This window comes from Neobacillus sp. PVCKKU3 (assembly GCF_058323225.1).
The window spans coordinates 60,852-75,219 of sequence record NZ_JBLVQN010000009.1 but is presented as its reverse complement, the minus strand read 5'-3'; the positions used below and the strand labels follow the sequence as shown (position 1 = coordinate 75,219).

Annotated in this window: 13 protein-coding genes and 1 pseudogene; 13 read left to right on the top strand and 1 reads right to left on the bottom strand. The window is 37.6% G+C overall.

The annotated features are described in order from the left end of the window. Positions 1 to 217: 217 nt before the first annotated feature. The 5 genes and pseudogenes from ACNQGS_RS08300 to ACNQGS_RS08280 form a co-directional block, all read left to right on the top strand. Positions 218 to 442, top strand: coding sequence for a helix-turn-helix domain-containing protein (locus ACNQGS_RS08300; RefSeq protein ID WP_491486920.1), 225 nt, complete (start codon positions 218 to 220; stop codon positions 440 to 442). Next, the gene (locus tag ACNQGS_RS08295; RefSeq protein WP_491486919.1) at positions 435 to 2,003 is read left to right on the top strand and encodes a type I restriction-modification system subunit M; all 1,569 of its coding nucleotides are present in this window, start codon (positions 435 to 437) and stop codon (positions 2,001 to 2,003) included. The genes ACNQGS_RS08300 and ACNQGS_RS08295 overlap by 8 nt, the downstream gene beginning before the upstream one ends. Further along, on the top strand, positions 2,000 to 3,289 hold the full coding sequence (locus ACNQGS_RS08290; protein ID WP_491486918.1) for a restriction endonuclease subunit S: 1,290 nt from the start codon (positions 2,000 to 2,002) through the stop codon (positions 3,287 to 3,289). Before ACNQGS_RS08295 ends, ACNQGS_RS08290 begins: the two co-directional genes overlap by 4 nt. An 18-nt stretch (positions 3,290 to 3,307) precedes the next feature. After that, positions 3,308 to 6,535, top strand: a complete 3,228-nt coding sequence (locus ACNQGS_RS08285; protein ID WP_491486917.1) for a type I restriction endonuclease subunit R — start codon at positions 3,308 to 3,310, stop codon at positions 6,533 to 6,535. A gap of 25 nt (positions 6,536 to 6,560) precedes the next feature. Further along, positions 6,561 to 6,711 (top strand): annotated as a pseudogene (locus tag ACNQGS_RS08280) (N-6 DNA methylase); the annotation flags it as partial. 162 nt (positions 6,712 to 6,873) lie between these two features. On the opposite strand, the gene ACNQGS_RS08275 reads toward ACNQGS_RS08280, so the two are convergent. Next, entirely contained in the window at positions 6,874 to 7,557 is a 684-nt protein-coding gene (locus tag ACNQGS_RS08275) for a hypothetical protein (RefSeq protein ID WP_491486916.1), read from the bottom strand. A 144-nt stretch (positions 7,558 to 7,701) separates the two neighbouring features. Between ACNQGS_RS08275 and ACNQGS_RS08270 the strand changes: the two genes are divergently transcribed. From ACNQGS_RS08270 to ACNQGS_RS08235, 8 genes are all read left to right on the top strand, one after another. Next, on the top strand, positions 7,702 to 8,013 hold the full coding sequence (locus ACNQGS_RS08270) for a hypothetical protein (RefSeq protein WP_491486915.1): 312 nt from the start codon (positions 7,702 to 7,704) through the stop codon (positions 8,011 to 8,013). Positions 8,014 to 8,040: 27 nt separating this feature from the next. Continuing rightward, positions 8,041 to 8,322: a hypothetical protein gene (locus tag ACNQGS_RS08265; protein WP_491486914.1), complete on the top strand. Its 282-nt coding sequence runs from the start codon at positions 8,041 to 8,043 to the stop codon at positions 8,320 to 8,322. 561 nt (positions 8,323 to 8,883) lie between these two features. Continuing rightward, positions 8,884 to 9,153, top strand: a complete 270-nt coding sequence (locus tag ACNQGS_RS08260) for a hypothetical protein (RefSeq protein WP_491486913.1) — start codon at positions 8,884 to 8,886, stop codon at positions 9,151 to 9,153. 219 nt (positions 9,154 to 9,372) lie between these two features. Then, positions 9,373 to 10,314: an AlbA family DNA-binding domain-containing protein gene (locus ACNQGS_RS08255; protein ID WP_491486912.1), complete on the top strand. Its 942-nt coding sequence runs from the start codon at positions 9,373 to 9,375 to the stop codon at positions 10,312 to 10,314. A gap of 197 nt (positions 10,315 to 10,511) precedes the next feature. Beyond that, a complete protein-coding gene (locus ACNQGS_RS08250; RefSeq protein WP_491486911.1) occupies positions 10,512 to 11,813 on the top strand; it encodes a hypothetical protein in 1,302 nt (433 codons plus the stop codon). Between the two features lie 116 nt (positions 11,814 to 11,929). Next, the gene (locus ACNQGS_RS08245; protein WP_491486910.1) at positions 11,930 to 12,970 is read left to right on the top strand and encodes a Zn-binding domain-containing protein; all 1,041 of its coding nucleotides are present in this window, start codon (positions 11,930 to 11,932) and stop codon (positions 12,968 to 12,970) included. Between the two features lie 117 nt (positions 12,971 to 13,087). Then, the gene (locus tag ACNQGS_RS08240; RefSeq protein WP_491486909.1) at positions 13,088 to 13,348 is read left to right on the top strand and encodes a hypothetical protein; all 261 of its coding nucleotides are present in this window, start codon (positions 13,088 to 13,090) and stop codon (positions 13,346 to 13,348) included. A gap of 325 nt (positions 13,349 to 13,673) precedes the next feature. Beyond that, positions 13,674 to 14,276: a hypothetical protein gene (locus ACNQGS_RS08235; protein WP_491486908.1), complete on the top strand. Its 603-nt coding sequence runs from the start codon at positions 13,674 to 13,676 to the stop codon at positions 14,274 to 14,276. Positions 14,277 to 14,368 lie beyond the last annotated feature (92 nt).

Here is a 14,368-nt window from a genome sequence, read left to right as displayed (position 1 = left end):
TTTTATTACAGGGTCTATGCCACCATAAAAAGCCACATCCTTAAATACTGTTTGTGTCACTAACATTATGGATAAGAGAAATTAATTTTCATGCCAGGGTTGGGAGTGAAAGCTCATGAATGTTTTTATTATAAAAATAAATCATTAAAACGAAGGACTATTCACGAAAACGTGATATAATTTTAATTAAAATAGACACTATAGGGGGTTGCCATAGATGGCAGTGCGCTATAATAAGCTGTTTAAGCTATTAATAGATAAGAAGATATCTAATGCTGATCTTGCTGAAAGATCAGGATTTAGTGCAAATATTATCACACGCCTTAAAAGGGATAGTTATGTTTCCCTTGAAAGCATCGAGAAAATATGTGGTGTTCTTGATTGCGGTGTGGATGACATCTTGGAATTTATACCAGAAGACGGAGGAAAAGAGAATGATTGATACAAAGAAAGAACAAGAGCGTGATGAGCTTCATCGTGCCATATGGGCGATTGCAGATGAATTAAGAGGAGCAGTAGACGGCTGGGACTTTAAAAACTATGTTCTTGGCACAATGTTTTACAGATATATTTCAGAAAACCTGTGCAACTATATTAACAGCGGTGAAATTGAAGCTGGAAACATAGATTTTGATTTTGCAAAAATGTCTGATGAAGAGGCTGAAGAGGCAAGAGAAAGTTTGGTGGAAGAAAAGGGATTCTTTATACTGCCCAGCGAGTTATTCTGCAATGTCAGGGCAAAGGCTGCAACTGATGAAAATCTGAACGAAACACTGGAAAGGGTATTCCGCCATATTGAGGAATCTGCCAAGGGTAGTGAAGCCGAGAACGATTTTGCAGGCTTGTTTGATGATTTCGATGTAAACAGCAATAAACTTGGTTCTACGGTTGCCAAAAGAAATGAAAAACTGGTGAAGTTAATAAATGGTGTTGGGGAAATGAATCTTGGTGAAGTCAAAGACCATTCCATTGACGCTTTTGGTGATGCCTACGAATATCTTATGACTATGTATGCCTCTAATGCAGGAAAGTCCGGCGGTGAGTTCTTCACTCCTGCTGATGTTTCAGAACTGTTGACACGCCTTGGCACTGTTGGAAAGACAGAAATCAATAAAGTGTATGATCCTGCCTGTGGTTCTGGTTCACTACTTCTAAAGGCTGAAAAAATTCTTGGAAAAGATGCTATTCGCAACGGTTTTTATGGACAGGAAATCAATATCACCACCTACAACCTTTGCCGCATCAATATGTTTTTGCATGACATTGGTTTTGACAAATTTAATGTTGCTTGTGAGGATACTCTAACAGCACCACAGCACTGGGATGATGAGCCATTTGAATTGATTGTTTCTAATCCGCCTTACTCTATCAAGTGGGCAGGTGATGAAAACCCATTGCTCATCAATGACCCACGTTTTGCTCCTGCGGGAGTGCTTGCACCAAAGAGCAAAGCTGACCTTGCTTTTATTATGCACAGCCTTTCATGGCTTGCATCTAATGGAACAGCTGCAATTGTATGCTTTCCGGGTATCATGTACCGAGGAGGAGCAGAGAAAAAAATTCGTAAATATTTAGTAGATAACAACTATGTGGATTGTATTATTCAGCTTCCTAGTAACCTATTCTTTGGCACAAGCATTGCAACTTGTATTATGGTGATGAAGAAAAGCAAGAATGACAACAAGACGCTATTTATCGATGCTTCTACTGAGTGCATCAAGGTAACCAATAACAATAAGCTGACACCTAAGAATATTGAACGCATAGTAGACATTTTTGCAAACCGTGAAGAAGTAAAGCATTTCTCACATCTGGCAAGCTATGAAGAAATCGCAGAAAATGATTATAACCTTTCTGTTTCTACCTATGTAGAGGTAGAGGACACCCGTGAAAAGGTGGATATAGTGAAGCTAAATGCAGAAATTGAAGAAATCGTTAAACGCGAGGATGAACTGCGTGAAGCCATTCGTAACATCATCGAAGAAATTGAGGTGGGCAAATGAGTAAGTTGGAGGAATTGATTGCAGAACTTTGCCCGGATGGGGTTGAGTATAAAAGTTTTAACGCAGTGTGTAATTACATTAGAGGAATTACTTATAATAAAAGTAAAGAGGCAGAAGCGGATGAACCCGATGCATGGAAAGTCTTAAGAGCAAATAATATAACTGTATCAGCAAATGCTTTGAATTTTGATGAGATTAAATTTATTTCCAAAGAAGTAAGAGTTAAAACAGAACAAATGTTAAAAAAAGGTGATATATTGATTTGTGCTGGTAGTGGAAGTAGAGAACATATAGGAAAAGTTGCTTACATTACTGAAGACATAGATTTTACATTTGGGGGATTTATGGCAGTAATACGATGCTGTAAAAGTCTTAATAGTCGTTATCTGTTTCATATCTTAACAAGTACAATGTTCTATAACTATTTAAGTATGGCATTAAATACAACAACAATAAACAATTTAAGTAATTCTGTGATTAGCAATTTCCAAATCCCCATCCCCCCTCTCGAAGTCCAACGTGAAATTGTCCGTATTCTGGATAAATTCACGAAGCTAACATCGGAGCTAACATCGGAGCTAACATCGGAGCTTACAGCGAGAAAGAAACAGTATGAATATTATCTAGATGAGTTTTATGGGCATAATTATGAAGGCATGCTAAAGATGGCAAATAATCAATCTGTTAAAATATTACCATTATCTGAAGTCGGGACTTTGACACGAGGAAAGAGATTTGTAAAAGCGGACTCGGAAGGTTTAATGTCTGGTGTTCCATGTTTACATTATGGTGAACTTTACACTTATTATGGCGTTTCTGCTGAAAAACCAAAATCATTTGTTAAGTCAGAATTGGCAACTAAGCTTAGATTTGCAACAAAAGGTGATGTTGTAATAGTAGGTGCTGGTGAGAACAATATTGATATTGGTGTAGGTGTTGCGTGGTTTGGTGATGAAGATATAGCTGTACATGATGCGTGCTATACATTCACACATAATCAAAATCCAAAATATATTTCATACTATTTGAGAACAAATATTTACCATAATCAGATTAAGAAATATGTATCTGAAGGTAAAATTTGCTCTATATCAGCAAGCGGTCTGGGAAAAGCACTAATCCCAATCCCTTCAATAGAGGAACAGAATAGAATTGTTTCTATACTAGAGAGATTTGATAACCTATTAAATGACATTTCAAATGGACTTCCTGCAGAAATCGTGGCAAGAAAAAAGCAATATGAATACTATCGTGACAAATTATTGACATTCAAAGAAATCTCTTAGGAAAGGGGGGCAGATACTATGTCATATTTTAATATCGTTGCAGCCACAAGTGAAAACACAGTAGTCACAGAATATGAGCCTGTGAAGGCACGTTCAGACAGCTACCAGAACGAGGCGCTACTTGAAAAGGAATTTATTCGCTTGCTTTGTGAGCAGGGGTATGAATATTTGCAAATCCATACAGAAAAAGATTTGATCGCAAATCTCCGTAACAAATTGGAAAAGCTGAACCACTATCAGTTCTCTAATACGGAGTGGGATCAGTTTTTTAAGAGTGCTGTGGCTAATCCCAATGAGCATATTGTGGAGAAAACACGCAAGATACAAGAAGACTTTGTTCAGGTGCTAAAGCGGGATGATGGCACTTCCAAGAACATCGCCCTTATCGATAAAAAGAACATACACAACAACTATCTGCAAGTCATCAACCAGTATGTCATAGGCAAAGCAGACGGTGCGAAGTATGACAACCGCTATGATGTGACGGTGCTTGTGAATGGTCTGCCCCTGGTGCATATTGAACTCAAACGTAGAGGAGTTGCAATTAGGGAGGCTTTCAATCAGATTAACCGTTACCAACGTGATTCCTTTTGGGCAGGCTGTGGTCTGTTTGAATATGTGCAGATGTTCGTTATCTCCAATGGTACAAACACCAAGTATTATTCTAACAGTACTCGTTTCAATGCTATTAAGGATGCTAATTCCGGCAAGACGAAGAAGGGAAAAACGAGCAATAGCTTTGAGTTCACGAGCTTTTGGGCAGATGCCAATAATCGTGTGATTCCAGACCTTATTGACTTTACTAAGACCTTTTTTGCCAAGCATACCCTCTTAAATATTCTGACCAAGTACTGCATTTTTACATCAGAAAATATGCTGATGGTTATGCGACCATATCAGATTACTGCTACTGAGAGAATCTTAAACAGAATAGAAATAGCCAACAATTATAAGAAATATGGCAGTATTGCAGGAGGAGGATATATCTGGCATACCACTGGTTCTGGTAAAACCTTGACATCCTTTAAGACTGCAAGACTAGCTTCTCAGCTTCCTTATGTTGATAAAGTAATGTTTGTAGTAGACCGTAAGGATTTAGACTATCAGACAATGAAGGAGTATGACCGATTTGAGAAAGGTGCTGCCAATAGCAATACTTCTACATCTATTTTGAAGAAGCAGTTAGAAGACCCTAATGCCCATATCATTATTACTACCATTCAGAAACTTGCAACTTTTATCAAAAAATATGCGGGACATCAAGTGTTTGGCAAGCACGTAGTCATTATCTTTGATGAATGCCACCGTAGTCAGTTCGGAGATATGCATAAGGCAATCGTAAGGAACTTTAAGAAATATCATTTATTTGGATTTACCGGGACACCTATTTTCCCTGCTAATTCCAGTTCTACAAGAAAGAATATGGAGTACCTTACAACAGGGCAGACATTTGGTGACCAGCTTCACACCTACACCATTGTAGATGCCATTAATGATAAGAATGTCCTGCCGTTCCGTGTGGACTACATCAAGACGATGGGTACAAATGAAGAAATCAGCGATGAAATGGTGTGGGACATCAACCGTGAAAAAGCAATGATGGCACCACAGCGTATTGCTCTTGTAACCAAATATATTCTAGAGCATTTTGACCAGAAAACTTACCGTGGGGATAAGACATACATATTCAATTCCCTCACGAATATTGCAGAAGTTGCCTCTGCACAAAGAGGTGCAGTGGAGGAAATCAAGCAGAAACAGCGGGTCAGTGGGTTTAATTCCATTTTTGCTGTAGCATCTGTGCCAATGGCGAAGCTGTATTATGAAGAGTTCCAAAAACAGATGAAAGCTGACCCATCACGAAAACTGCGTGTGGCTACTATTTTCAGTTATGGAGCAAATGAAGAAGAAACGGATGGCATCTTAGACGAGGAAAATTCAGAGGACACATCTGCTCTTGACCAGAACTCTCGTGATTTCCTTGAGGTAGCAATCAAAAACTACAATGAAATGTTCCATACCAATTATGATACATCCAGTGACAAATTCCAGAATTACTACAAGGATGTTTCCCTGCGTATGAAAAACAAGGAACTGGATTTGTTGATTGTAGTGAATATGTTTCTCACAGGTTTTGATGCCACCACACTAAATACCTTATGGGTAGACAAGAATCTGAAAATGCACGGATTGATTCAAGCATTTTCTAGAACAAACCGAATTCTAAATTCCATCAAGACCTTTGGAAATATCGTATGCTTCAGAAACTTGCAAAAGCGTGTGGACAGTGCCATATCCCTTTTTGGTGATAAGAATGCAGGCGGAATTGTTCTGATGAAGAGTTTTAAGGATTATTATTATGGCTATGAATCCGTAGATGGAAAACCTATGCCGGGATATATGGATATGATGGGGGAACTGACCGGGAAGTTCCCACTTACTGATCCACAGATTATTGGAGAGCAGAATCAGAAAGATTTTATTGCACTGTTTGGGGCAATCCTTCGTATGAGAAATCTCCTTTCCTCCTTTGATGAATTCAAAGATAACGAATTGATTACTGAAAGGGATTTGCAGGATTACCTAGGCAGGTATCAGGATTTGCGTGATGAATGGAAACGCAAGCGTGAGGCAGGAGAAAGTACAGATATTATCGATGATATTGTGTTTGAAGTAGAGCTGATTAAACAGATAGAAATTAATATTGATTATATTCTGATGCTTGTGAAAAAGTATCACGATACCCATTGTGAAGATAAGGAAGTGCTCATTACTATTAAGAAGGCAATTGATGCCAGTCCTGAACTTCGCAGCAAGAAACAGCTGATAGAATCCTTTATCGCAGGAGTCAACGATGCGGATGATGTTATGAGTGAATGGCACGATTATGTTGTGAAACAGCGTGAAGAAGAACTCAAAACAATCATCACGGAAGAAAAGTTAAAACCAGAGGATACTCGGAAATACCTTGAAAATGCGTTTCGTGATGGTGAAATTAAGACCGCAGGAACCGATATTGATAAGCTAATGCCTCCTGTTTCTCGATTTGGTGGTGGCGGCAGAGCTAAGAAAAAGCAGGGTGTCATTGATAAGCTAAAGGAATTCTTTGAGAAGTACTTCGGCATTGGTGGTTCAAGTTCGTTTACGGAGAAAAAACATGACTCTGTGACGGATAACATTGATACACAGAGCAATCTGTCGAAGGTGGCTGAACCACCAAATTCGTATGGCTCAAGTGACAATTGATACTGATTGTAGGGGTGCCAGGGATAAAAGAAGTGTTGATATTTTAGGTAGAACGTATGAATATTCTATTGGCTCTTTAGCTTTATCGGAAGGGAACAGAGGTGGAGAATTTTTCATTCAGTATTGTTCAATTATTAGTGGCCATGCTTGAGCCGATTAGTGGAAAAGTCTTTGAAATAATCACGTCGAGATTGATACAATTTAACGATTACCTTTTTCAGCGGTCAAGGGGGGTGCAAAACCGTCAGGGGTGTGCATACCGAAAACCGCTGGAAACGCAAAAGTCCCACGAGAGCGATTGAAACCGCTACCGTGGGATTTTCGTTCGCCTGTTGATCTTACCCTTGCTCTAATCTTGTATATTTTCCATGCAAACGTCGCTCAGAATCAGTCATGGAGTTTTCATTATCAATTAATCCGTCAAGTTCTTCCTCTGATAATCTGATGCCTTCTAACCCTGCAAAATATGAGCATGGGTCGAAATCTCCAACAAAAGATTCACAATAAGATAGTTCTTCCGCTAAATTATTGCCTAACGAATCATGTGAAAAATGTTTACCAATGACTCGTAAAATCGCTACAACCATTTCTTGACGGAACACTATACGCTCCCCCGGTGGAAGCGTTTGGAATAGCTCCATTGTGATATCGTTCATGGTAAGAATATTCTCAAAATATGTTTTATAACCTATATCGCTTTTGGCTTTTAAGAGGTACGGATATTTTTCTGGTTTTATGAAAGAACGAGTAAGAGCGAGTAAATACTCATTTTCAATTCTGTCAGCTTTTTCATCATATGCACCTGACAGATAGTCTGGATGAACATCAAGATATTTCGCAATTCTATCCAGTAAATCCGGCGGCATTTCCCCATCATCTAAACATCGACGTATTGTTTTTTCTGTACGTTCGATTTCCTCATAGGCTTCGCCGAGTTTCCTAATACTACAGTTTCTATGTTTTAGCACTTCAATAAAACGCTCTTTGTTAACGGGTACTTTCCGAGCCGTTTTGTTCCCCATTACCTTCTCCTCCCGATTTGCGGACATTTTTTCCAAAAATACCGCAGTCTGTCTTATTGATGGTGCGGACATTAATGTCTATAATGATTATAGCGAATGCGGACATAAACATCCACTATAAAATTATCAAAGGAGCGGAAAACTATGGCATGGAATTACGCAGAACTATCTAAAATGGCAAAGGATAGCGGTGGTCCCGAAAAACTTGTCGAACTACTGGTTAAGTCCGGAGAAAAAAAGATTCTTCCTTGGGTTGGTGTTGCTTTTGCCGGAGGCATTGCCCTTACAGTCGGTGTGCGAAAAATAATTGACTCCTTGGCTCAGAAAAAAGCCATCTCAACCTCCGAAGTTGAATCAGCCAAAAAGAAACTTATACAAAGCATAAAGAATTACGATGCTACCCAAGCAGCTACTGAAAATGAGGTAATGCAAGAATCCGATGGCGAAACCGATTAAGGCTAATTTAAGAGGGAAGGTATCCACTTGGGATTATTAGATATTTCAAAAAGGAAAAGTTGGGAAGAAGAAAACGCATATACTGGTGAGACTCCACCTTGTCCACAATGCGGAGAACCTCTAACTAAGAAAAACGTTTTTAGTGACATGTACTGCTCAAATTGTAGATATGGTTTAGATGATGACCACTATTTAGACGACAGCGAATCTTTAAGCGTTTATGATGCCGCTCAAATCTGGGCTTCAAATGGAAAAGATGAAGATTACACTTTCGGCTACTCTGAAGAAGAGTTGGAAGATGCTCTCTAAAAAGTATAATCTACAAACCGCAAAACGGATGCAGACAAAGCATTTTTCACTATTTGATTAAGCCATTATCTCTTTGCCGGTCTTGAAAGTGAACCGTACATCGGGGTTGCGCTGTAGACTGTGGCGAAGTCCACGAGGGTAACCCAGAGCCGTTCGTCAAATTCGGTTATCAAGCCGTCCTGTCTACCTGCGACAGGGGGTCTGACCCTTTTTACCTGAATTTGACTATCTGTGGCTAACAAAAGTTTATGAGTCGTTAAGACCTACAGATGGTAGAGGGGCACTCATTTGGGCTGCTCTTGGACCAAAAACAATTGAATTGGTCCAAGAAAATGTAAGTGTTTATGAGGTTCACGATGATTTGGACATTTTGCGTCTTGACGTAGATATTATTGATGATTATCTTGAAGGACGAAAAGATCCAAATAAAGCTGCGAAAAAAATTGAAATAAATCTTGTTGTACGAATACAGAACATGATAAAGACCCTAAATTCATAAAATTAGGGGAAAGACTCGAAGAATTAAGAGGAAGGCATGAACAAGACCTGATTACAAGTGTTGTGTTCTTAAAAAGACTTCTTGAACTTGCTAAGGATGCGGCTGAAGCTGAAAGGGAAACAGTGCCTGAGGAAGAAATTGATAAAGGTAAAGCAGCTCTTACAGAACTATTTAATAGCGTGAGAAATAAGAATACTCCTATCATCGTTGAACGAATTGTAAATGATATCGACAATATAGTGAAAATAGTTCGCTTCCCAGACTGGCAAATTACAACAACCGGTAAGCAAGAAGTTAAAAAGGCATTGCGAAGTGTGATATGGGTAAAATAGAAGATTAAAGATAAAGAGTTGTTTGATAAAGCATATAGTTATGTTGAGATGTACTATTAAATACTTATTAAGATAATTGGGATCCGGCGGCCATTTATTTGGCGCCGGTTTTCAATTTTTAGAAAAACTTTGCTAAATAATCCAAAATAAAAATATAATCGACAATATTACAAAAGTATTGGTAAAATTATACTAATATTAGGTTTAGGAGATTTTAAGGTGATAAATATAAACAATATTATTCAACTAATTGAAAACGGACATGAATGTGAGTATTTGGATTTTAAAGCAAAGCATTATCATTCTAAAGGTACACCAGATTTACTAAAAGATATCATGGCAATGGCAAATGCCGAACATCAAGGAAGTAGATTTATTATCATGGGAGTTAAAGATAATCCTAGAGAAGGGAGAAGAATTGATGGGATAAGCAAAAATGACCAAGTGGATTCTTCTACATATCAGGAATTCATCCTTAATAATATTGAACCTGACATTAATTTAAATGTGAACTATTTTAACTACCAAGATAAAATTATTGGGGTTATTGAAATTCAAAATTCACCAGACAGACCATATATGATCAAAAAAAACGGTCTTTTTAATGAAGGATACTGTATTGTAAGGAAAGGCTCACAACAATCAGTGGCCAAAAGAAGTGATTTTGACCGATTTTATTTAGCTGGTAATAGATTAGAAATAAGATTATTAGATCATTGCTTTTATGCAACTAATGATCGCGAAGGTGTGGGAACCTTACATGTTTCTTTTAGAAACTTGTCCAACAATCCAATTACTCTCCTTAAGGGAGCCTTATTTATTAAAAAGGAAGGTAATATTATCTCACAGCACATAATGTATGGTTTAGATAAGGTTATAGGTGCAGATTTTACTCTAGAGATACCTCCTAAAAGGGAAATTAATGGTCATTTGTGTTTAGGATTCACTTCTACTGATTGTTTAAGACTTGGTATAGATGAATATGGTATAGCCGATGAAAAATTCTTGTTTGAATTGATTGCATTTGATACTACTGACAATAAATATATTGCTGTTTGTGAGGGAGCAAGTGTCATAGCGAAGGGTGCCTTTTTATGGAAAGTAAAGCAAAAGTCTAAAAATGCCAAAAGAAATTTATTGAAGGAGTGGAAACCTAAATAAAGGGGAAGGGAAAAATCAAATAGATAATAATTATATTCTTACTGAGAAAGCAAAGGAAAAGATCAAAAGAAATGATCAATGGTAATAGGGTGTTTTACTACAAGAAATTGTCGTTTTCAAAGTAAAACAAACAAAAGTATTTTCCAGGGATTTTTCCTGGGCGTTTAATTTGTCTCATATAAACCCGGAGGATAAAAATGACGAGATTTATTCAAAGATTTGAAAACCACGCTCTTCACAAAAATTTAGAAAACATTATTAATGTAATTGATGAGCTACAAAATATTGAAAATATCAAATCCGATGCTGTTATTGAATTGGACCGAATCAAGCAATTGAGCATGCTATTAAGGGGTGCAATAGAAAATTGTGATCCTAATCTTGTGTACATAGGACATCTTGATACAATTCAAAATAATTGTCTTAACAATGTGCTATCTTACTTGAACAGTTATAAAAATGATCGAAATGTAGGATATTTACAAAATGCAAACAATCAATTTGATAACTACCTTCCCACAATTGCTAGTTTAATAATACCAAACTTTCCTTTTGAAGCGGAGGGTATCAGGGATTCTATTGTATCTATTCGCAGGTCAACAGCACAGCATATGCGCCATGCAGAAGAAGACTTAAAAAAAGTGCTGGAGGCTAAAAATGAAATTGACCAAGGATTTAATCAAGTAGCAACAACTATTGAGGCTCAAAAAAGCCGACTAGATTCAGCTATTGCTGAATTTCAACAGCAGTTTTCACAAGCTGAAGAGTCTAGAAGAGAAAGATTTTCTAGTGCCGAAGAAGAAAGGAAAAGGACGTATGATAAGCGTGAGGCTGATTGGATTGAAAAGTTTAATTCTTTAGCTGTAGATACAGAAAAAGCATATGACCAATTTTTAGCAGATTCAAACCAAAAGGAAAAGGATTTACAAGATAATTTTTCTACAAGTGCTTCGGAAATACTTGATAAACTTGAAGAATATAAAAACAAGGCAGCAAAGACATTAAATATCATATCAAATACCAGTATGGCAGGTGGGTATAAGCAAGTAGCGGATCAGGAGCAAAAAGCGCGTAAAAATTGGCGCACAATAACAATGATAGCAATGGTGTTACTCATTGGGGCATCTATTTGGAGTTTCTTACTCCCGTTAGATAATGCGTCCGTATGGGGGGAAATAGCAAAAAGAGTATCAATCGCTGCTACTTTCGCAACTGTAGCGGGTTATGCGTCCCGACAAGCAAAAGTGCATTTAGATGCTGAACGTGTATATCGCAGAATGGAATTAGAACTTACTTCCTTAAGTCCATACCTTGTAGAACTTGAAGATGGTAAAAGGCAGGAAATCCTTGCCAAAATGTCAGAGCAGTTTTTTGGAAAGGCGAACGTAGATCTTGTTCAGCTAAATACACCACAACCCAATCCTGAAATCAATAATGGAAATCTTGAAATATTAAAACAATTAGCTGATTTGGCTTCGCAAATTACTTCGAAAAAGTAGTAATAAATAAGTAAGACTAATAGAAATAGTTATCTGGCAAAATAAAGTGGTTCATGGTATGAGGGAAATACAGTATCTGGGTATACAATGCTGCTCCATCCAATCCGAAGGAATTCATGGAACGAGAAGCGGAACATGTCACCATTGATGTGTCCAACCCAAATATTGTTGCAGAACATTTGCAATACGCCACACATGAACTGAACGGGACCATCTCATCACCGCATAACTTTTTTAAAGTTTCCGCTGCCCGAAAAGCGGACGGTTTTCTCGAAAAGATGAAGGAAGTGTCAAAAGGTACATGGAAATTAGTGGACCCGGAGATCAAGTATAATTTCCTATTAAGCAGCAGCAAATTGTATAATGTGATTCACAATCAAGGGCTAACGAATGAAACCCTTTATGAAGGGGTCGATGAGCGGTCGTTGCTGCGGGATTATCATTTGGGTGCGGTATTCCTCTATAATCAGAAGACGTATAAGGTGACCAGAATTTTACACAGCAAAAATGAAATTTGTGCACTTCCCGTTAAAGCTGACTATACCACCAGATCGCAAATCTTTGATTCCTTTCATGTGCTGGATGTCGTAAAGGAAAACACCATTCATGATTTGGTCAAGCTTGGCCGAGGCCAAGTGGAAATTACCAGACATTTGTTTGGTTATAAAAAAGTTCAGTTATTTGGCGGGGGAACTTCGGAACTCATTCAAGAGAGAAATATGTATCCGGTGTATCCGGTTCGGTATACAACGGAAGGTTTATGGGGGCAGTTTCCGGGAGGAGTCTCGGAAGGTGCGCTGCATGTCGTTGAACATGCGATTGCCTCAGCAATTCCAACGGTTGTCAAATGCTCGCACAGTGATTTCTCCTTGATGTCGTCAACAAACTTAAAGGAATTTGACAACAAGCCTACCATCGTTTGTTACGAAACAGGAGGTGGCGGTGCCGGTATCATGGAAGCGATCGAAGAACGACTGCTTCATATTTTTAAAAAAGGATTGGGAATTCTGAAGGCTTGTCCATGTTCGAACGGATGTCCAAACTGTACACATTTGACCATCTGTGAGAAAAACAATGAGCCGCTTGATAAAGCTGGTGGGATACAATTATTGGAGGGATTTTTAGCGGTAAATAAACATCAGGTGGCAAATACCTAAAGCTAACATAATCCTAAATATTGAAGAAGCAGTACGAAGGATACTATGGGTTTTGCCAGCGGGCCTCCAAAGCTTTAATGCGATTGGGGAATAAGAAGTGCCAGGCCTTTCAGTAAAATGGAAGGTGCTTGGCACTTCTTCAATTGCCAATATACCAGAAGGCAGAATTTACTTGCATCGGTTATTATGAACACACCTGAAGAAATAGTGACAGACCATAGGTTCCATAATACATTAGATAACCGCAATCAAAACTTATTCAATGCAACTAAAAGTGAAAACCAGCAGAACCGAAAAGGAGCAAGAAAAGGAAGTAAAAGCGGGGTAAGAGGGGTATCATGGGATAAAAAGAATCAGGATTGGGTAGTTGTGATATAGGGTAGGTATTATGGGCGGTTTTAAGATATCGAAAAAGCAAAGGAATTAGCAAATGAAAAGATAAAGGAAGTTATGCCTTATCTAAAATGAGTTAGGAAACTAACAGCTTCGGTATTACTTTTTACATATTAATCAAAGCTAAATTTCTTAGCGGAATCTAACCCATCAAAAGAAATTGATTTAGTTACAGATTTGGTAGAAAATGAGGAAGCATAGTTAGAAGGTAAGTATGCAAAACTGATAGGTAATAATTGGATATTTTATACTATAGAAATATAAAGAAAACCTATCATTCTCTTTAATACAGAAGAAAAGGAGCATAACTATGGCGAGGATACCATTTGGACCAATAATAGAAGGTGTTAAAAAACATGGACCAAAAGCTGGTAAGTTCCTAAAAGAAAACTGGAAAGAGGTTGCGGGAGTAGCCGGAGCTTTTGGTAATGGGGGTAAGGCAATAAAAGAATCTATTGAAAAGAAAAAAGATACAAAACAAAGACAAGGGAAAATCCATCATAGAAAAGATCGGTTTGATCATTACAAGGCAACAGTATTAAGAGAAGTGGATAACAAAAATAGAAATGAACTTTATCAATATATATTGGAGATTGAACAATTTATTAAACAAATAGAAGATGAGCAAAATAAGGAATTAAGAGTAAAAAAACCAATTCATTCACATCGAATAAATAATTGGAAGGATATTCTTATCCAGATCCAGGACAAAAAAATTTCAAAGGACTATCTTGAATTATTAAAAATATATAACTCCCCAAATTATCAAAGCGATTATTTTAGAGGGTTCGAGAATCATGTGAAGAAATTTAAACAGCTGGTAAATAGCGGGAATTATGTAGACTTAGTTAGCTTTATTTCAGTGCAAACGAATAAGAGTATTGAGCAAATAAAAAGAGATTTTTCATTATAAAGGATAATAATATGGTTAAATGTGGAGATTTTAAAATTGATAATATTCTGCTAAAACAATTAAACCTGCAGGAGTGATACCTGAAATTTTTG